The following is a 17,634-nucleotide window of genomic DNA, read 5'->3' as shown; positions in this document are numbered from 1 at the left end:
AGCCGGCAAAACGTCGAAATGGACGCCGTCAGCGCCGCGGCAAGCGGGCGCGATCCTGCGGTGTCGTCTCCGGCTCCTTGAGGTAGAGCGGGCGCGGCGGCGCGGCGGCAGGATCGGCGAGAAGGCCCAGTCGTGCGACCCAGGTCACATCCGGAGCCTTGGCATCGTCGATGACCAGTGCATCGAGCCCGATCGCCCAGGCCTCATTCGCAACGGCGAGCGCCGAGGAGCCGACGAGGCTGACCGGACCGGCACCGATCGCGCGCGCAGCATCCCGATAATTGACCTGCCGAATCGAAACGAGTTGCTTGCCCTGCGAGCTCAGCGCCTGGAACCAGACCTGGCCATGCTTGGCGTCCAGCGCGGCGGCGACGACGCGGCCCGACTCCCTGCCAATGAGGGGCGCGGCGGTTGCCGCCAGCGTGGTCACGCCGACGGCGGGGATTCCCGCAGCCAGCGCGATGGCGCGTGCGGCGCTGATTCCGACGCGCAGGCCGGTGTAACTGCCCGGCCCGATGGTCACGGCGACGCGGTCTAGCGAGGCGAACCCGCCGTCGACGGTGTTCATCACCCGCTCGATCAGCGGCATCAACGCCTCGGCATGTCCGCGATCCATCGCAACCTGTTCGCGTGCTAGGGGCGTGGTTTCGCCCATGTCGAGGACACAGGCGGAACAGGCGCCAAGCGCGGTGTCGATGGCGAGAATGCGCATCAGGTCACGATCCTGAGGAATGCAGAACGGCGTTCGGACAAGATCATGCCCAGGCGAATAATATCAGACGGCCTCGACTTCGCGCACATCCGGAAGGAAGTGGCGCAGCAGATTCTGGATGCCGTGCTTCAGCGTCGCAGTCGAGGACGGGCAGCCCGAGCAGGATCCCTTCATCGCGAGATAGACGACGCCGTCCTTGAACCCGCGGAAGGTGATGTCTCCGCCATCGCCGGCGACCGCAGGGCGGATGCGTGTCTCCAGCAGATCCTTGATCGTCTCGACCGTGGCGGCGTCCTCCGGCGCGAAGAATTCGCCTTCGTCCGTGACATCGGCCTTCGAGCCGTCCGAGAGGACCGGCGCACCCGACATGAAGTGCTCCATGATGGCGCCGAGGATCGCGGGCTTGAGATGCGGCCATTCGCCGCCCGACTTGGTGACCGTGATGAAGTCGGAACCGAGGAAGACGCCGGAGACGCCGGTGACGGCGAAGAGACGCAAGGCCAGCGGCGAACGGTCGGCCTGCTCGGCGTCGCGCAGCTCCAGGGTGCCGTCCGGCATGACGGTGCGTCCGGGCAGGAATTTCAATGTCGCCGGGTTCGGCGTGGCTTCAGTCTGGATGAACATGGTGGCCTCCGGTGCCGGCGGGTCAAGGCCGCCGTTCCTGAGCCCGATATAGGCGCGTTGCTGGAATCATTCCAGCGCCAACCCGGCCTTGCGGATCAGGCCAGCGCGTCGATCTCCTCGTCCTCGAGATGGCCGGGCACGATTGCGACCGGGATCGGGAAGGTGCCGGCCGATTTGCCGGCGAGTGCGCTGACCAGCGGGCCTGGACCGTCGCGCCCGGTGCCGGCGGCGAGCACCAGCAGCGAGATGTCCTCGTCGGCCTCGATCAGTTTGACGAGTTCGTCCGACTTCACGCCGGTGCGGACAACCTTCTCGGGCTCGAGCCCGGCGAGCGCGCGCACGGTTGCCGCCGCATCGTCCAGCAGCCGTTCGGCTTCCGCTTCCGCCTCGGCCTGCATCACCTCACCGACACCCAGCCAGGTCTCGTGCTCGGGCGGAGTGATGACGCCGAGCAGCACGATCGAGGCGCCGATACGTGCGCACCGCCGCGCGGCGAAGCGCACGGCCTTGGCGCATTCTTCGCTATCGTCGACCACCGCGAGGAATTTCGGGCGATGGCCCGTTTCATAGGACCGCCGTCGCGTCACCATCGATTCAAACCTGCCGCCGCTTCGGGAGAGCCCATGGTGGCCTGCGCCGCAACGTCAGCGCAAGCCCACCTGCGTCACCGGCCGCGGACGAAGCCGACCACGTCCTTGACGTCGCGCATGATCGGAGCGGCAATCTCTGCTGCGCGCTCGGCGCCTTGCCCGAGAATACCATCGATATGGGAGGGGTCAGCGAGCAGGTGGCGCATCTCGCCGGCGATCGGCGCCAGCTTCGTCACGGCGAGATCGACAAGCGCCGCCTTGAAGGCCGAGAACTGTCCGCCGCCAAACTGTCCGAGCACCTTTGCCCTGCTTTCGCCGCTCAGGCCGGCATAGATGCCGACGAGATTTTCGGCCTCGGGCCGGCCTTCAAGGCCCTTCTCCTCGGATGGCAAGGCCTCGGGATCGGTCTTCGCCTTACGCACCTTCTGCGCGATGGTTTCGGCGTCATCGGTCAGATTGATTCGGGAATAGTCGGATGCGTCCGACTTGGACATCTTCTTGGTGCCGTCGCGCAGGCTCATCACACGCGGCGCCGGGCCCTGGATCATCGGCTCGGGCAGCGGGAAGAAGCCGAGCTCGCCGGTGCCGAGGCCGCGAGCGGCGATCTGCTCGGCGAAGTCATTGTTGAACTTCTGCGCGATATCGCGCGCCAGTTCGAGATGCTGCTTCTGGTCCTCGCCGACCGGCACATGCGTCGCCTTGTAGAGCAGGATGTCGGCCGCCATCAGATTCGGATAGGCGTAGAGTCCGACCGAGGCGTTCTCGCGGTCCTTGCCGGCCTTTTCCTTGAACTGGGTCATGCGATTGAGCCAGCCGAGGCGGGCAACGCAGTTGAACACCCAGGCAAGTTCGGCGTGCTGCGCGACCTGGCTCTGGTTGAAGATGATGCTCTTCTTCGGGTCGACGCCGGCGGCGAGATAGGCCGCTGTGACCTCGCGGATGGCACGCGTCAGCTCGGCAGGGTCCTGCCAGACGGTGATAGCGTGCATGTCGACCACGCAATACACGCAGTCATAGCTCTCCTGCATCGCGACCCAGTTCGTGAGCGCGCCGAGATAATTGCCGAGGTGAAGCGTCGAGGTCGGCTGCATGCCGGAAAAGACGCGTTGGGGAAATTCGGCCATCAGGCGCTCCATTGTCGCGAGCGGGTATCAGGAACGCGGCGTTCTGGCGGAAGCGCGGGCAAGGCGCAAGTGCGGGAGGCCGAAAGCGCCGAAGAGGGCGCCAGCAAGGCCATAGGCCGCGAGGCCGCCGAGACAGAGCGCGGCCAGGGACGCAATCCGCAACAGCAGGGGCTCGCCCGGGGCGAGCGAGGTCGTCAGCGCCGGCAGAAGCAGGAGGAGCGCGCCCAGCATGATGGCGCTGGCGCCCAGTATGGCGATGATCGGCCGCAGGCTTGCAAGGCTCGGCCGCCACAGGCCCTGGCGCCGCAGATGGAGCGACAGCAGAACGGCCTGGGCAACAAAGGCGAGGCTTGCTGCGAGGGCGGCGACGGTCGCGGCATCCTTGCCGGGCGCAGCGCCATAGCCGGAGAAAACGGCCACCAGGACGGCGGCTAGTCCAGCAAGCAGCGGGATACGTGGCATGCGCCGGACGAAATAGACCTGACCGAAGACCTTTGCCATCACCGCGAAGGGAAGACCGAGCGCGAAAGCTGCCAGGGCTCCTGCTGTGCGCACCCGATCTTCAGGGCCGAAACGGCCATGCTCGAACAGCACCGATACGATCGGCTCGGCCAGCGCGGCCAACGCGACGGCCGCCGGCACGGCAAGCGCCAATCCGAGCGCCAGCGCACGACCGAGCATGGCATCGTCCCGCGCACTCTCATGGCTCGCCATTTCGGAAAGCACGACGGTGCCCATCGCGACGCCGACGAAGCCGAGCGGCAGCTGGAAGATGCGGTCGGCGTAATAGAGCGCCGCGACCGCTCCGCCTTCTGTCGAGGCGATCTGCATCGCAACCAGCAGGACGAGTTGTGCGCTCGATGCCGCGAGCAGGGTCGCGCCGCCGGTGCGCATGAGGCGGCTCATGTCAGGCGACCAGCGCAGACTGAGGCGCGGCAGCCCGATCCTGTGCAATCGAAGCAGGATCAGGCCGAGATGGGCGAACCCGGTCAGGCTGACGAAGATGGCGAGCAGACTGGCGCTCACCATGGCCTCTGCGCCCCGCGAGAGCTGGACCAGCAGCACGCCGAGCAGGATGGCGTTCATCAATGCCGGCGCGAGAGCCGCCGTCGTGAACCGGCGCTCGGCGTTGAGCAGCGCAGCCAGCAACGCGGCGAGCGTCGTCAGCAGCAGGAAAGGCAGCATCAACCGGGTAAAATGGCTGGCCAGCGCAAGCGTTTCGGGCTCGTTCGCAAAGCCGCCGGCCAGCCCCAGCACCAGCCAGGGCGTGAACATTTCGCCGAATGCGATCAGCACCAGCAGCAGCAGACCGAGATGCGCCGTGGCTTCTCCGGCGAAGCCACGAGCCGCCGCTTCGCCGCGCGAAGCCTTGATGTCGAGATAGAGCGGTACGAAGGGCGCATTCAGTCCGCCTTCGCCGAGCACGCGCCGGACCAGATTGGGCAGGCGCACGGCTGCCAGGAAGGCATCCGCGACCGGGCCGGCACCGAGCAGGCGCGCGATCAGCACATCTCTGGCGAAGCCGAGCAGGCGCGACAGCACCGTGGCAGCGCCGACCACCGCCGAATCGCGCGCAAGGCGCGACCCGGTAGGACTCGGCTCCGCCGGTGGCTGCATCACAGGATGAACCGGCTCAGATCCGCATTTTTGGCGAGGTCGCCGATCCGCACTTCGACATAGGGCGCGTCGATCGTGACGGTCTCGCCCGAGCGGTCTGTGGCCGTGAATGAAATCTCGTCGAGAATCCGTTCGATCACGGTCTGGAGCCGCCGCGCGCCAATATTCTCGACGGTGGAGTTTACCGCGACGGCGATGTGGGCAATGGCGTCGATCGCGTCCGGGGTGAAGTCGACCGTGACCTCCTCGGTCGCCATCAGTGCGACCGTCTGCTTGATCAGGCTCGCCTCGGTCTCGGTCAGGATGCGCTTGAAATCCTCGACATCGAGCGGCTGCAATTCGACGCGGATCGGCAGGCGTCCCTGCAACTCGGGCAGCAGGTCGGACGGGCGCGACACATGGAAGGCCCCCGACGCGATGAACAGGACGTGGTCGCTCTTCACCGGCCCGTGCTTGGTGGCAACCGTGGTGCCCTCGATCAGCGGCAGCAGGTCACGCTGTACGCCCTCACGCGAGACGTCTGCGCCGCCTCGGCCCTCGCGCGCGCAGATCTTGTCGATCTCGTCGAGGAAGACGATGCCGTTATTCTCGACCTCGCGGATGGCATCCTGGACGATCGCGTCCTGGTCGATCAGCTTGTCGCTCTCCTCGGCGATCAGCGGGCCATAGGCATCCTTGACGAGGATGCGCCGCGGCTTGCCCTTCTGGCCGAAAGCCTTGCCGAACATGTCGCCGAGCGAGATCGCGCCGATCGAGGCACCGGGCATGCCGGGCAATTCGAACATCGGGGTCGAGCTCGCGCCAGAGGCGATCTCGACCTCGATCTCCTTTTCGTCGAGTTCGTTTGCGCGCAGCTTGCGACGGAAGGAATCGCGCGTCGCCGGGCTGGCCGTCGACCCCACCAGCGCGTCGAGCACGCGCTCCTCGGCTGCAAGATGTGCCTTGGCCTGGACATCCTTGCGCCGGGCCTCGCGGACGAGGCTGATGCCGATCTCGAGGAGATCGCGAATGATCGATTCGACGTCGCGACCGACATAGCCGACCTCGGTGAACTTGGTCGCCTCGACCTTGAGGAAGGGCGCATTGGCGAGGCGCGCCAGCCGGCGCGCGATCTCGGTCTTGCCGCAGCCGGTCGGCCCGATCATCAGGATGTTCTTGGGAGCGACCTCTTCGCGCAGCGGCCCTTCGAGCTGCTGACGGCGCCAGCGGTTGCGCAGCGCGATGGCGACGGCACGCTTGGCATCCTTCTGGCCGACGATGAAGCGGTCGAGCTCGGAGACGATCTCACGGGGGGAAAAAGAGGTCATGGATACTTCCGATTGGGCGTCAGCGGACATCAGGCGATGTCGAGGCTCTCGATGACGAGGCTGTGGTTGGTGTAGACGCAGATGTCGCCGGCGATCTTCATCGCCTTGCGCACGATCGTCTCGGCGTCGGGCTCGACATCGACCAGCGCGCGCGCTGCTGCCAGGGCGAAGTTGCCGCCGGAGCCGATGGCCATCACCGAGCCATGTTCGCCCGCTTCCGGCTCCAGCACGTCGCCCGTGCCGGAGATCAGCAGGCTGACCTCCCTGTCGGCGACCAGCAGCATTGCTTCCAGCCGGCGCAGATAGCGGTCGGTGCGCCAATCCTTGGCGAGCTCGACGCAGGCGCGCAGCAATTGCGTCGGGTATTGCTCGAGCTTGGTCTCCAGCCGTTCGAACAGGGTGAAGGCATCGGCTGTTGCGCCCGCGAAGCCGGCGATCACCGCACCCTTGGCGAGGCGGCGCACCTTCTTGGCGTTACCCTTCATGATGGTCGGGCCGAGCGAGACCTGCCCGTCGCCGCCGATCACCACGCGCCCGCCCTTGCGCACCATCAGGATGGTGGTGGCGTGCATCACGGGGGCCTTGTTGTCGTTATCCATCAGAGCGTCTTCCAGTGTTTCCGGCCGTCCGCCAGATGTAGGGCTTTTCAGGCGCTGCACAATCGGCCGGGTGGCGTGAGCGTCAACGCGCTGCTAGAGCATGTCCCGCAAAAGTGGGATGCACTTTTGCGACGAGAACATGCTTCAGCAGCCACTTTGGCGCGAATTCTTGTCGCTCGGCTGATTTCAGTCGAGCGGAAAGCGCGCTAAAGCACCGGCCAGCAAGGTCACAAGGGCTTTTCAAATGCGTTCGGGCGAAGTGAAGCGCCGCACCAATGAAACCGATATCTCGGTCAAGCTCTCGCTCGACGGCACGGGCAAGGCCGAGATCGCGACAGGCGTCGGCTTCTTCGACCATATGCTCGATCTCTTTGCCCGCCATTCGCTGATCGATCTTGCGGTCACGGTGAAAGGCGACACCCATATCGATGATCACCACTCGGTCGAGGATGCGGGCATCGCGCTCGGCGAGGCGGTAAAGCAGGCGCTCGGCGACAAGAAGGGCATCCGCCGCTACGCCGACGTGCATCTGCCGATGGACGAGACGCTGACCCGCGTCGCCGTCGACGTCTCCGGCCGGCCCTTTCTGGTGTTCCGCACGAGCTTCAAGGCCGAGAAGATCGGCACGTTCGATACCGAGTTGGTGCGCGAGTTCTTCCAGGCCTTCGCGATCAATGCGGGCCTGACCCTGCATGTCGAGACACTCTACGGCGACAATGCCCATCATATCGCCGAGAGCTGCTTCAAGGGGTTGGCGCGGGCGTTGCGTCACGCGCTCGAGGTCGATCCGCGCGAAGGCGGCCGCGTGCCGTCCACCAAGGGCGCGCTATAAGGGGCCATGACATGGCGTTCTATACGGTCCTGATTCCGCCGCCCGGTTCCGGCAGCGAGCGCGACGATATCGAGCAGGCGCGGCTCCTGCCCGAGACATTCTCCTGGGCAGCCTTCCTCTTCACGGGCTTCTGGCTGCTGGCGAAGCGGCTCTGGCTGGCGACGCTCGTCTTCGCGCTGGTCTGGGCTGCCGTGTATTACGCGCAGAGCGATCTCGGGCTCGCGAGCGGTGCGGCGCTGCTGGCGCAATTCGTCATCGGGCTCTTCCTCGGGCTCGAAGGCCGGAACCTGATCGCGCGCAAGCTGCTGCGGAAAGGCTGGCGGCTTGCCGATGTGATCGAGGCTCCCGATCTCGCGAGCGCCGAACGACGCTATTTCGAGCGGGCTCTCGAAAGCCGGCCCGCGCCGGCTCCGCGCGAAGCCGCGCCGGTTCCTGCGCGTTTCCAGTCTTCAAGCGCAGTCCCGGTGATCGGACTCTTTCCTGAGGCGCAAGGCCGATGACCCAGTCCGTCGCCATCATCGATTACGGATCCGGCAATCTGCACTCTGCCGCCAAGGCCTTTGAGCGTGCGGCGGCCGAGTCCGGCATTGCCTCCACTATTCGCGTCACCAGTGATCCGGCGGTCGTGCGTGCGGCCGATCGCATCGTCCTGCCGGGCGTCGGCGCCTTCGCCGATTGTCGCCGCGGGCTCGATGCTGTCTCCGGCATGGTCGAGGTTCTGGAGGACGTCGTCCGCGGCAAGCAGCGCCCCTTTCTCGGCATCTGCGTCGGTATGCAGCTCCTCGCAAGCCGTGGGCTCGAATACACGGTGACGGACGGCCTCGGCTGGATTCCGGGCGATGTCGCCCTGATCAGGCCGACCGACGAGAGCCTCAAGATCCCGCATATGGGCTGGAACAATCTGCATGCGCAGGACGAGCATCCGTTGCTCGCCGGCATCGAGACCGGTCCGGGCGGCCTGCATGCCTATTTCGTGCATTCCTACGCGCTGACGCCGGAGCGGGCCGAGGATGTGCTAGCGCTGACCGAGTATGGCGGGCCCGTCACCGCCATGGTGGTGCGCGGCAACATCGCCGGCACGCAGTTCCACCCCGAGAAAAGCCAGAAGCTCGGACTGAAGCTGATTGCCAATTTCTTGGGATGGACACCGTGATTCTGTTCCCCGCCATCGATCTCAAGGACGGTCGCTGCGTTCGCCTGAAGCAAGGCGACATGGCCCAGGCGACCGTCTTCAATGATGATCCGGCTGCGCAAGCCGCGGAATTCGAGGCGCAGGGTTTCGAATGGCTCCATGTCGTCGATCTCGACGGCGCCTTTGCCGGTAAGCCGATGAATGCTGCAGCTGTCGAGGCCATCCTCGGCCGGGTCGCGTTTCCGGTGCAGCTCGGCGGCGGCATTCGCGACATCGCGACCGTCGAGGGCTGGCTCACCAAGGGCGTGCGCCGCGTCATCATCGGCACGGCCGCGGTGCGGGATCCGGCTTTCGTGCGCGAAGCGGCGAAGGCCTTTCCGGGCCAGGTCGCCGTCGGCATCGATGCGCGCGACGGCTTCGTCGCGGTCGAAGGCTGGGCCGAAACCTCTTCGCTTGCCGCGGTTGATCTTGGCCGCCGCTTCGAGGACGCGGGCGTCGCGGCGATCATCTACACCGACATCGCGCGCGACGGCATGCTCCAGGGCATCAACTGGGACGGCACGATCGCGCTCGCCGGGGCGCTGAGCATTCCGGTGATCGCGTCGGGCGGGCTCGCCTCGATGGCCGATATCGAGCGCCTCTGTGCCCCCGACGCCGCTATTCTGGAAGGCGCGATCACGGGCCGCGCGCTCTATGATGGGCGCATCGATCCGGCCGCAGCGCTGGCGCGGATCGCTCAGGCGGACAAGGGGAAGGCGGCATGAGCCTGAAGACCCGCATCATTCCCTGCCTCGACGTCAAGGACGGCCGTGTCGTCAAGGGCGTGAAATTCGTCGATCTCGTCGATGCCGGTGATCCGGTCGAGGCCGCCAAGGCCTATGACGCAGCCGGCGCGGACGAACTCTGCTTCCTCGACATCACGGCGAGCCATGAGGATCGCGGCATCCTGTTCGATGTGGTGACGCGCACCGCAGAGGCCTGCTTCATGCCGCTCACCGTGGGCGGCGGCGTCCGCACGGTCGACGATATCCGCAAGCTGCTCTTGGCCGGGGCCGACAAGGTCGCGATCATGACGGCGGCCGTGCAGCGGCGTGCCTTCGTCAAGGAAGCGGCGGAAAAGTTCGGCGATCAGTGCATCGTCGTCGCGATCGACGCCAAGAAGGTGGCGCCGGAGCGCTGGGAGATCTTCACCCATGGCGGCCGCAATGCGACCGGGCTCGATGCCGTCGCCTATGCCCGCGAGGTGGTCTCGCTCGGCGCCGGCGAGCTGCTGCTGACCTCGATGGACCGCGACGGCACCGGGGCAGGCTTCGATCTTGACCTGACCAGCCGGATTGCCGATGCGGTTTCCGTGCCCGTCATCGCGTCCGGCGGTGTCGGCACGCTCGACCATCTCGTCGACGGCGTGCGGGAGGGCCATGCCAGTGCCGTGCTGGCGGCCTCGATCTTCCACTTCGGGACTTTCACCATCCCCCAGGCCAAAGCCCATATGGCGGCGGCAGGGCTGGCGATGCGGCTGGATTGAGCGATGAGCGGCTTTACACTGTCCGATCTCGAAAAGATCGTCGCCGAGCGGGGAAGGGCCTCCCCCGAAGAGTCCTGGACCGCCAAGCTCCTGGCTGGCGGGCCGGAGCGCGCCGCCAAGAAGCTCGGCGAAGAGGCTGTCGAAACCGTGATTGCAGCTGTGCAAGGCGACAAGCAGGCTTTGATCGCCGAAAGTGCCGATTTGCTCTATCATCTGTTGGTCGTGCTTTCGTCGCGCGATGTTGCATTGCAAGATGTGTTGAGCCAGCTTGAGGCCCGTACCGCCCGGTCCGGTCTGGCTGAGAAGGCGGCGAGGAAACCCTGAGCCATGTTGCCGAAGGCCGGATCCGGCTTTCGAAAAGGCGGCGTGCTCAGAGTCCAGTCGAGGATATCCGAGCCTTGAATCTCGAAGTCTGGAATGCGGATCGCGGCAGCATGGACCAACGTCTGATCCCGGCCGCGGCCGATCCCGATCTGGTTTCACCCTATCGGACCTTCACGCGGGACGAGTGGGCGCATCTGCGCGCCGATACGCCGCTGACGCTCTCGGTCGACGACCTGACCAAGCTGCAATCGATCAATGATCCGATCTCGCTGGACGAGATCGTCGCGATCTACCTGCCGCTGTCGCGGCTGCTGTCGCTCTACGTTGCGGCCACGCAAGGCCTGTTCAAGGCGACGCAGCGTTTTCTGCTGGCAGAAGCCGAGGTCAAGGTTCCCTATATCATCGGCGTCGCCGGCTCGGTCGCAGTCGGCAAGTCGACCACGGCACGCGTATTGAAGGCGCTGCTCTCGCGCTGGCCGAATACGCCCAAGGTCGAACTCGTCACCACGGACGGCTTCCTGCTGCCCAATGCCGAACTCGAGCGGCGCGGGTTGATGCAGCGCAAGGGCTTTCCGGAAAGCTATGACAGTTCCGCGATCCTGCGTTTCCTCTCCGATGTGAAAGCCGGCAGGCCTGCGGTCTTGGCGCCGGTCTATTCGCATCTTGTCTACGATGTCGTTCCTGGTGAGCAGGTCACTGTCGAGCGGCCGGATATTCTGATCCTCGAAGGCCTCAACGTTCTGCAGCCGAGCCGGATGCCGAAGGACGGCAAGGTCATCCCCTTCGTCTCCGACTATTTCGATTTCTCGGTCTATCTCGACGCGCATGAGGACGATCTGCACCGCTGGTACGTCAACCGCTTCATGACGTTGCGCCAGACCGCCTTCCGCGATCCTCGCTCCTTCTTCCGCAAATATGCCGAGATCGGTGAGGAGGAGGCCCTGTCGATCGCCGAGAATCTATGGACCGGGATCAACATGCCGAACCTGCAGGAGAACATCCTGCCGACGCGCCAGCGCGCCAGCCTGATCCTGACCAAGGGCGCGAGTCATCGCATCCAGCAGGTCGCGCTGCGCCGCCTCTGAGAAACCGGCATGGAGGCTTTGTCCGCGCTCGCGGTGATGGCGGGCGCCGCCTTCGTTGCGGCCTCGATCCTTCCGGCGCAGTCGGAAGCCGTCTTTGTCGGCCTGCTCGCGGCAGGGAGTGCCGAACCGCTGACGCTGTTCCTGGTCGCGAGCCTCGCGAACACCGCGGGTTCGGTCCTCAACTGGTGGATCGGTCGATTGATCACGCAAGGCGGGCTGGAGAGATTGCCGGCCAGGCTGCGCCCGGACCCTGCGAAACTCGGCCGCGCCCAGGCCTGGTTCGGTCGTTTTGGCTGGCCGTCCTTGCTTCTTGCCTGGCTGCCGATTGTCGGCGACCCGCTGACGGTCGTCGCCGGCACTTTGAATTACCCACTCGGCCGCTTCACGCTACTCGTCTTCATCGGCAAGGCTGCACGCTACGCTGCGCTCTGGGCCGGCTGGGTCGCAGCGTCATAGCCTTGGGCTCAAGCAAGACGCGTATCGGTTTTATGTGCGAGCGCTGCCTCACCTTTTTGGATTTTGAGATTTGCGTGTGCGGATGTCTCGGGCTACCAGCAAGCCCCTTACTTCAGGAGATCTGATCATGAGCATCCAGCGCATCGGTATCGGCCCCCGCATGTCCAAGGCCGTCGTGCATGGCAACACCGTCTACCTCGCCGGCCAGGTCGCCGATAAGGCTGCCGGCAAGAGCGTTGCCGAGCAGACCGCCGACATCCTCGGCATCATTGACGGCCTCCTGGCCGAAGCCGGCACCGACAAGACCAAGCTGCTGATGGTCAATATCTGGCTCTCCGACATGTCGACCTTCGCCGAGATGAACGGCGTCTGGGACAAGTGGGTCGTCGCCGGCCAGACTCCCGGTCGCGCCACCGTCGAAGCCAAGCTTGCCGCGCCGCAGTTCACGGTCGAGATCGCGGTCATCGCCGCGAAGTGAGACGCCAGTGCTGATCTGGAACGGGAGGATGCCATCAGCGGGTCGGAGGAGATCGCGCCGCTCCTAGTGCGCGTCACCGTGCGCTACGGCCTGCCGGCAGTGGCGCTGCCGGCCATGGTCGCCGATTGGCTGCGCCGACCCGGCGCAGCGCTTCCCGTGGAAGCGCTGCTTGACCGCAAGGCGCAGGATTTCCTCGCAGTAGCAGGTCGACTCGGCGATCCACTTGGCGACGAGGCCACCCGGCATCTGCGAAGCGAGGCGGCGGCAGCGCTTGCCGCCGGCCGCTTCGCCGATGCGGACAAGGCGCTGGCTCAGGCCGAGCTCCAAGTGATCGGCGGCTCGACCGATCTCTCGGCGCTGACGGTCGCCCAGCGGCTCACGGCCGGCGGGAACCGCACCGACCGGGCGGCGATCAGCTTTCTGCGCATGACGTCGGAGGCCTATCGCGAGGCCGCTGCCCGCTATGGCGAAGCGTCTGCGCTCATCGGTCTGGCCGATCTCGATCGCAGTCGGGACCTGGCTCTCGCCCAGGCGAAAGCGCTGGCGCGGATCAGCGAGGATTTCGGTGGGCGAGACGGCTATGACGCGGCCATTGGCTTGCTGCGCCGTTTGCTCGAGGGCTTCGACAGCCTCGAGGATACGGTCGCCTTTGCCGGGGCCCAGGACGCTTTCGCTGCCGTGCTCGAGAGCCTTGCGGAGATGTCCGGCGATGGCAAACTACGCGTCGAGGCGCTCGGCCGTTGCCGGGCGGCATTAGAAGACCTCCGCCGGGATGAAGCGCCGGCCCTCTGGCATGGATTGAAGGTCCGCTTTGGCCGACTTGCCTCGATGCTGGGTGAGGCCAGCGCGGACGATGATCTGCTGGAGGAAGCGGTTGCAGCGTTCGCCGATGTCCTTGCTCGCTGGGATCGAAGTCGTGACGAGGCGCGTTGGCTCGAGGCCGAGCACTTGATTTCTCGCGCGCGCGCCGATCTCGGTTCGCGCCGGAAGGACCTCGCCCTGCTCGAGCGGGCTTTCAACGGCTTCAACAGGGTTGCCAAGACCGTCGACAGGGCGCGGGAGCCTCTGCGCTGGGCCGAGTTGCAGCATCAGATGGGTGGGGTGCTAGCGGCCATGGGCGAGCGCTATAGCGAGCCCGTCGTGCTCGAAGAGGCCCTCGCCTTGTTCTCTGCCGCGCTTGAGGAGCGCCGGCGCGAGACCGTACCCTCCCTTTGGGCGGCAACCACGGCCAGTCACGGACAGGCTTCCCTGCATCTCGCCGAACGCCGCCGTGATCGGGGCCTGGCCGAGCAGGCCCTCGCTCAGATCATGTCCGCGATCGAAGCCTTGCGGGCCAGTGGACACGCCGCGAATGCCAAGCGCCTCGAGGCGCCGTTGATCAAGGCCGGCAGGCTGGTCGAGACACTACGCAAGAGCTGAGAGCGGGGCTTCCGCGGCTCAGGCCGCTTTCCTCCAGTCCGCGAGCCGCTCAAGTGCCGCATCGAGCGTCGCGTCATGCTTGGCAAAGCAGAAGCGCACCACCGTCTTGACGGCGCCCTCCGCATAGAAGGCGCTGACCGGGATCGCGGCGACACCGTTCTCCGTGACAAGTCTCTGACAGAACGCGATGTCGTCGGTCTCGCCGAGCGGCGCGATGTCGACATTGAGGAAGTAGGTGCCGACGCTTGGCAGCACGCTGAAACCGAGACCCTGCAACCCGCTGGCGAAACGATCACGCGAGCGCTGGAAATCGGCGCGCATCCCGTCGAAATAGGAATCATCCTTGCCGAGCCCATAGGCGACTGCAACCTGCAGGTTCGGCGGGGTGGTAAACGTGATGTATTGATGCGCCTTGGCGAGCACGCGCATCAGATTGGGCGCCGCCATCACCATCCCGACCTTCCACCCGGTCAGCGAGAAGATCTTCCCAGCCGACGAGATCTTCACCGTGCGCTCGCGCATGCCCGGCCGCGCCATCAGCGGTACATGCCTGCGGCCGTCGAAGACGACATGCTCCCAGACCTCGTCGCAGATCGCGACGGCGTCATGCCGGATGCAGAAATCGGCGAGCAGATCGAGATCGGCAGCACTGAAGATCGTCGCGGTCGGATTCAGCGGGTTGTTGAACAGCACGACCCGGGTCTTTGGTGAAAAGGCCTTGGCCAGCGCCTCTTCGCTCAGGCCGAAAGCCGGCGGGGTTAGGGTCACGAATTTCGGGATGCCGCCGGCCCGGCGCACCAGCGGCACATAGGCGTCGTACATCGGCTCGAACAGCACGACCTCGTCACCGGGCGTGATCAACGCCATCAGGGCGCCGGCGATCGCCTCGGTTGCCCCCGAGGTGATCATCACCTCGCTGTCCGGATCGAGATCAAGGCCCTGCCAGTGCTTGTAATGCGTGGCGCAGGCCTGACGCAGCTCCGGCAGGCCCATCATCGGCGGGTACTGGTTCCAGCCGTTCATCACCGCCTCGGCGGCCTTTCGCCGCACATCCTCGGGCCCCGGGTCGTCGGGAAAGCCCTGGCCGAGATTCACGGCGCCGGTCTCGCGCGCGAGCCGCGACATCACTTCGAAGACGCTGGTCTGAAGGGCGGAGAAGATCGGGTTCATCGCAATCTTGTCGAGTTTGGGTGCGAGAGAGCTTGGGCCTCTACCATGTCCCGCTGCCCTGTGCACCGGCTCAAGCAAGCCCTCATGCTCCTGACAGAATATGGAATGATGAATGTTGACATTCATCAGCGGTCAATGCTTATCTCCGTTTCGCCGGTTCACGACGGGCGCCCGCGGTTTCTTCGCCCCTTTGGAGCTGCGGGATATTGGCGTGAACCGGTGACCCTCCCTCTCCATCGCCGCCTGCTTGCCCGCGCCCTGAGCGCCGCCTAAGCAAGCGCCATGGCCGCGCCCAAACCCACCCCCGCCCTGATGATTCTCGGCACCGGCTCGAATGTCGGAAAGTCGCTGCTCGTCGCTGGATTATGTCGGCTCTTTGCCGATCGCGGCCTCAGGGTGCGGCCGTTCAAGCCACAGAACATGTCGAACAATGCCGCAGCGACCGCTTCAGGCGAGATCGGTCGCGCCCAGGCTCTTCAGGCCCGCGCTGCCCGCGTGCCGCCGCATGTCGACATGAACCCGGTGCTGCTCAAGCCGGAGAGCGACACAGGCAGCCAGATCGTGCTGCAGGGCCGCGTCGCAGGCCACCTCGCGTCGGGCGATTTTGCGCGGCGCGGCGATTTCCTGCCGAAAGTGCTGGAGAGTTTTGAGCGGCTGAGCGCCGGGGCCGATCTCGTTCTCGTCGAGGGAGCCGGTTCACCGGCCGAGACCAATCTGCGCGCGCGAGATATCGCCAATCTCGGCTTTGCCCGCGCGGCCGGCGTTCCGGCGCTGCTGATCGGCGACATTGATCGCGGCGGCGTGATCGCCAGTCTCGTCGGCACCCATGCCGTGCTCGATGCCGCCGATCGCGAGATGATTAGGGCCTTTGCCATCAACCGCTTTCGTGGCGACGCAGCACTCTTCAAGGACGGCATCTCCACGATTTCGCAGGCGACTGGCTGGCCTTGCCTCGGCATTGTGCCCTGGTTCGCCGAAGCGTCCCGCCTGCCGGCCGAGGACGGGCTCGATCTGACCTCCGGCGTGCGCACGGCCGGCGCCGTGCTCAAGGTCGCGGTACCCGTACTGCCGGGAATCGCCAATTTTGACGATCTCGACCCGCTGAAACTGGAGGCCGCCGTCGAACTGGTCATGGTGACCCGTGGCGCGCCGCTGCCGGGCGACGCCGATCTCGTCATCCTGCCCGGCTCAAAGACGACGCTCCGCGATCTCGCGGCTTTGCGCGCCGAGGGCTGGGATATCGATCTCGCTGCCCACCGCCGACGCGGAGGTCATGTCATCGGCCTCTGCGGTGGCTACCAGATGCTCGGGCGTACCGTGCAGGATACTCATGGTCTGGAGGGACCGGCAGGTGAGGCTCCAGGCCTCGGCATGCTCGAGGTCGAGACGGTGCTGGAGCCTGGCAAGACCGTGCGTGAGGTCGATTTCACCCATGCGCCCAGCGCATCGTCAGGTCGGGCCTACGAGATTCATCTTGGCCGCACCGAGGGGGCCGACACGCAACGCGCGCCCTTCCGGGTTGGTGAGCGGCGGGAGGGAGCAGCCTCGACCGATGGGCGCGTGATCGGCACCTACCTGCATGGCGCCTTTGCCTCAGATGCCGTCCGTGCCGCCATTCTTGCGGGCATCGCGGGCCGAACGCTGTCTTCGACGCTGAATTACGAGGATGAGGTCGAATTGGCGCTCGACCGTCTGGCCGGACATCTGGCCCGGCATCTCGACATCGATGCGATCTGGACCCTCGCTCAGGAGCGGGTGCAATCCGGCTGATCGAGTTGCGCCGCCTCGGCGCGGCCTAGCCTGCGACACTTTCACCGCACCCCGGTCTACCCGCCCGGGGACGGATTGACAAACTGGTCAGTTTTGCCGTCTACCGGTCAGAGAGGCCAGGAAGATTTGGCTAAAGTCTTTATTCGTCATGGAGTTGACGAATGACGAAATTCATCATAATGAACAATTCCCACCCGAAATCGCTGAGCAACTGAACGAGAAACCGAGTTGAGTCATCTTGAGCGGGATACGAGGCAGTGCATCGTCGATACGGCGGAGCGCTTCTTTCGTGACATCGGCTACCAGAAGACCACGGTGGCGGACATCGCCAAGGCACTGCGGATGAGTCCCGCCAATGTCTATCGGTTCTTCGACTCCAAGAAATCCATCAATGAGGCCGTCGCCGAGCGCTACATGGGCGAGATGGAGGCGGCCGTTACGGCGATCGCGCGGGAAAAGCGTTCCGCTGCCGAGCGGCTTCGGGATATCCTGATCACCAACAACCGCATCAACTCGCTGCGTTATCTCGACCACCACAAGGTGCACGAGATGGTCGCCGCTGCGATGGAGGAGAGCTGGGAGGTCGTCCAGGCTCATATCGGGCGCTATGACGGCATCCTGCGCGGTGTCGTGGCGGAAGGCATCGCTTCGGGCGAATTCCGACCGATGGACCCGCAAGTCGCCACCGCCTGCGTGCGCTTTGCAATGACGCCCTTCTGCCATCCGATGCTGATCTCGCAATGCCTGAGCCTGCCGGGGCCGAGCATCGAGGAGATGGTCGATTTCATTCTCGCCGGTCTCGGCTATTCGCGCGCCAAGGTCTCGCACGCGGAGGCTTGATTTCGCGCGCAGCGCGCTCTTTGCCTGCCG

General features: G+C 65.5%; 20 protein-coding genes. 12 read left to right on the top strand and 8 right to left on the bottom strand.

Annotation, left to right across the window (positions count from 1 at the left end; all coding sequences use genetic code 11):
• Positions 1-28 precede the first annotated feature (28 nt).
• The 7 genes from tsaB to hslV form a co-directional block, all read right to left on the bottom strand.
• Positions 29-712: a tRNA (adenosine(37)-N6)-threonylcarbamoyltransferase complex dimerization subunit type 1 TsaB gene (tsaB, locus tag AC1DGP_RS07870; protein ID WP_441505086.1), complete on the bottom strand. Its 684-nt coding sequence runs from the start codon at positions 710-712 to the stop codon at positions 29-31.
• A 63-nt stretch (positions 713-775) separates the two neighbouring features.
• Positions 776-1,336 (bottom strand): NifU family protein, encoded by a 561-nt coding sequence (locus AC1DGP_RS07865; protein WP_441492011.1) that lies wholly within the window; start codon positions 1,334-1,336, stop codon positions 776-778.
• A gap of 95 nt (positions 1,337-1,431) precedes the next feature.
• Complete coding sequence (locus AC1DGP_RS07860) at positions 1,432-1,926, bottom strand: universal stress protein (RefSeq protein ID WP_069878559.1); 495 nt, start codon at positions 1,924-1,926, stop codon at positions 1,432-1,434.
• A gap of 74 nt (positions 1,927-2,000) precedes the next feature.
• Entirely contained in the window at positions 2,001-3,050 is a 1,050-nt protein-coding gene (gene trpS / locus AC1DGP_RS07855; RefSeq protein ID WP_441492010.1) for a tryptophan--tRNA ligase, read from the bottom strand.
• A gap of 27 nt (positions 3,051-3,077) precedes the next feature.
• Positions 3,078-4,667, bottom strand: coding sequence for a murein biosynthesis integral membrane protein MurJ (gene murJ, locus AC1DGP_RS07850; RefSeq protein ID WP_476831971.1), 1,590 nt, complete (start codon positions 4,665-4,667; stop codon positions 3,078-3,080).
• Positions 4,667-5,974, bottom strand: a complete 1,308-nt coding sequence (hslU, locus tag AC1DGP_RS07845) for an ATP-dependent protease ATPase subunit HslU (protein ID WP_476831949.1) — start codon at positions 5,972-5,974, stop codon at positions 4,667-4,669. Before hslU ends, murJ begins: the two co-directional genes overlap by 1 nt.
• 29 nt (positions 5,975-6,003) lie before the next feature.
• Positions 6,004-6,573, bottom strand: a complete 570-nt coding sequence (hslV, locus tag AC1DGP_RS07840) for an ATP-dependent protease subunit HslV (protein WP_441505083.1) — start codon at positions 6,571-6,573, stop codon at positions 6,004-6,006.
• Positions 6,574-6,817: 244 nt separating this feature from the next.
• On the opposite strand from hslV, the gene hisB reads away from it, so the two are divergent.
• From hisB to AC1DGP_RS07790, 10 genes are all read left to right on the top strand, one after another.
• A complete protein-coding gene (gene hisB / locus AC1DGP_RS07835; protein WP_113515683.1) occupies positions 6,818-7,405 on the top strand; it encodes an imidazoleglycerol-phosphate dehydratase HisB in 588 nt (195 codons plus the stop codon).
• A gap of 11 nt (positions 7,406-7,416) precedes the next feature.
• Positions 7,417-7,905 carry a DUF2628 domain-containing protein gene (locus tag AC1DGP_RS07830; protein ID WP_441492008.1) on the top strand — a complete coding sequence of 163 codons (489 nt, stop codon included), beginning with the start codon at positions 7,417-7,419 and terminating at the stop codon, positions 7,903-7,905.
• Positions 7,902-8,558: an imidazole glycerol phosphate synthase subunit HisH gene (gene hisH / locus AC1DGP_RS07825; RefSeq protein WP_441492007.1), complete on the top strand. Its 657-nt coding sequence runs from the start codon at positions 7,902-7,904 to the stop codon at positions 8,556-8,558. The genes AC1DGP_RS07830 and hisH overlap by 4 nt, the downstream gene beginning before the upstream one ends.
• Entirely contained in the window at positions 8,546-9,301 is a 756-nt protein-coding gene (gene hisA, locus AC1DGP_RS07820) for a 1-(5-phosphoribosyl)-5-[(5-phosphoribosylamino)methylideneamino]imidazole-4-carboxamide isomerase (RefSeq protein WP_441505082.1), read from the top strand. The genes hisH and hisA overlap by 13 nt, the downstream gene beginning before the upstream one ends.
• Positions 9,298-10,062: an imidazole glycerol phosphate synthase subunit HisF gene (gene hisF, locus AC1DGP_RS07815; protein WP_113515679.1), complete on the top strand. Its 765-nt coding sequence runs from the start codon at positions 9,298-9,300 to the stop codon at positions 10,060-10,062. The genes hisA and hisF overlap by 4 nt, the downstream gene beginning before the upstream one ends.
• Before the next feature lie 3 nt (positions 10,063-10,065).
• Entirely contained in the window at positions 10,066-10,386 is a 321-nt protein-coding gene (locus tag AC1DGP_RS07810) for a phosphoribosyl-ATP diphosphatase (protein ID WP_441492005.1), read from the top strand.
• A 110-nt stretch (positions 10,387-10,496) separates the two neighbouring features.
• A complete protein-coding gene (gene coaA, locus AC1DGP_RS07805) occupies positions 10,497-11,471 on the top strand; it encodes a type I pantothenate kinase (RefSeq protein WP_441492004.1) in 975 nt (324 codons plus the stop codon).
• Between the two features lie 9 nt (positions 11,472-11,480).
• The gene (locus tag AC1DGP_RS07800) at positions 11,481-11,927 is read left to right on the top strand and encodes a YqaA family protein (protein ID WP_441505081.1); all 447 of its coding nucleotides are present in this window, start codon (positions 11,481-11,483) and stop codon (positions 11,925-11,927) included.
• Positions 11,928-12,054: 127 nt separating this feature from the next.
• The gene (locus AC1DGP_RS07795; RefSeq protein ID WP_069878549.1) at positions 12,055-12,405 is read left to right on the top strand and encodes a RidA family protein; all 351 of its coding nucleotides are present in this window, start codon (positions 12,055-12,057) and stop codon (positions 12,403-12,405) included.
• 66 nt (positions 12,406-12,471) lie between these two features.
• Positions 12,472-13,824 (top strand): hypothetical protein, encoded by a 1,353-nt coding sequence (locus AC1DGP_RS07790; RefSeq protein WP_441505080.1) that lies wholly within the window; start codon positions 12,472-12,474, stop codon positions 13,822-13,824.
• A gap of 18 nt (positions 13,825-13,842) precedes the next feature.
• On the opposite strand, the gene AC1DGP_RS07785 is transcribed toward AC1DGP_RS07790, so the two are convergent.
• Positions 13,843-14,994, bottom strand: a complete 1,152-nt coding sequence (locus AC1DGP_RS07785; protein ID WP_441492001.1) for an aminotransferase — start codon at positions 14,992-14,994, stop codon at positions 13,843-13,845.
• Positions 14,995-15,276: 282 nt separating this feature from the next.
• Between AC1DGP_RS07785 and AC1DGP_RS07780 the strand changes: the two genes are divergently transcribed.
• Together AC1DGP_RS07780 and AC1DGP_RS07775 are read left to right on the top strand one after the other, a co-directional pair.
• Complete coding sequence (locus AC1DGP_RS07780) at positions 15,277-16,764, top strand: cobyric acid synthase (protein WP_441505079.1); 1,488 nt, start codon at positions 15,277-15,279, stop codon at positions 16,762-16,764.
• A gap of 228 nt (positions 16,765-16,992) precedes the next feature.
• Positions 16,993-17,604: a TetR/AcrR family transcriptional regulator gene (locus AC1DGP_RS07775; RefSeq protein ID WP_441505078.1), complete on the top strand. Its 612-nt coding sequence runs from the start codon at positions 16,993-16,995 to the stop codon at positions 17,602-17,604.
• Positions 17,605-17,634: the final 30 nt, after the last annotated feature.

The organism is Allobosea sp. 05T433 (genome assembly GCF_056396065.1).
The sequence above is the reverse complement of the archived record's forward strand: the minus strand, read 5'-3'. Positions and strand labels throughout refer to the sequence as shown.

Coding starts and splice junctions, on each gene's coding strand:
- trpS (WP_441492010.1), bottom strand. CDS start 3,050: ATGGCCGAATTTCCCCAACGCGTCTTTTCCGGCATGCAGCCGACCTCG.
- hisF (WP_113515679.1), top strand. CDS start 9,298: ATGAGCCTGAAGACCCGCATCATTCCCTGCCTCGACGTCAAGGACGGC.
- hisA (WP_441505082.1), top strand. CDS start 8,546: ATGGACACCGTGATTCTGTTCCCCGCCATCGATCTCAAGGACGGTCGC.
- hisH (WP_441492007.1), top strand. CDS start 7,902: ATGACCCAGTCCGTCGCCATCATCGATTACGGATCCGGCAATCTGCAC.
- coaA (WP_441492004.1), top strand. CDS start 10,497: ATGGACCAACGTCTGATCCCGGCCGCGGCCGATCCCGATCTGGTTTCA.
- murJ (WP_476831971.1), bottom strand. CDS start 4,667: ATGCAGCCACCGGCGGAGCCGAGTCCTACCGGGTCGCGCCTTGCGCGC.
- tsaB (WP_441505086.1), bottom strand. CDS start 712: ATGCGCATTCTCGCCATCGACACCGCGCTTGGCGCCTGTTCCGCCTGT.
- AC1DGP_RS07860 (WP_069878559.1), bottom strand. CDS start 1,926: ATGGTGACGCGACGGCGGTCCTATGAAACGGGCCATCGCCCGAAATTC.
- hisB (WP_113515683.1), top strand. CDS start 6,818: ATGCGTTCGGGCGAAGTGAAGCGCCGCACCAATGAAACCGATATCTCG.
- AC1DGP_RS07865 (WP_441492011.1), bottom strand. CDS start 1,336: ATGTTCATCCAGACTGAAGCCACGCCGAACCCGGCGACATTGAAATTC.
- hslV (WP_441505083.1), bottom strand. CDS start 6,573: ATGGATAACGACAACAAGGCCCCCGTGATGCACGCCACCACCATCCTG.
- AC1DGP_RS07810 (WP_441492005.1), top strand. CDS start 10,066: ATGAGCGGCTTTACACTGTCCGATCTCGAAAAGATCGTCGCCGAGCGG.
- AC1DGP_RS07830 (WP_441492008.1), top strand. CDS start 7,417: ATGGCGTTCTATACGGTCCTGATTCCGCCGCCCGGTTCCGGCAGCGAG.
- AC1DGP_RS07795 (WP_069878549.1), top strand. CDS start 12,055: ATGAGCATCCAGCGCATCGGTATCGGCCCCCGCATGTCCAAGGCCGTC.
- AC1DGP_RS07780 (WP_441505079.1), top strand. CDS start 15,277: ATGGCCGCGCCCAAACCCACCCCCGCCCTGATGATTCTCGGCACCGGC.
- AC1DGP_RS07785 (WP_441492001.1), bottom strand. CDS start 14,994: ATGAACCCGATCTTCTCCGCCCTTCAGACCAGCGTCTTCGAAGTGATG.
- AC1DGP_RS07800 (WP_441505081.1), top strand. CDS start 11,481: ATGGAGGCTTTGTCCGCGCTCGCGGTGATGGCGGGCGCCGCCTTCGTT.
- hslU (WP_476831949.1), bottom strand. CDS start 5,974: ATGACCTCTTTTTCCCCCCGTGAGATCGTCTCCGAGCTCGACCGCTTC.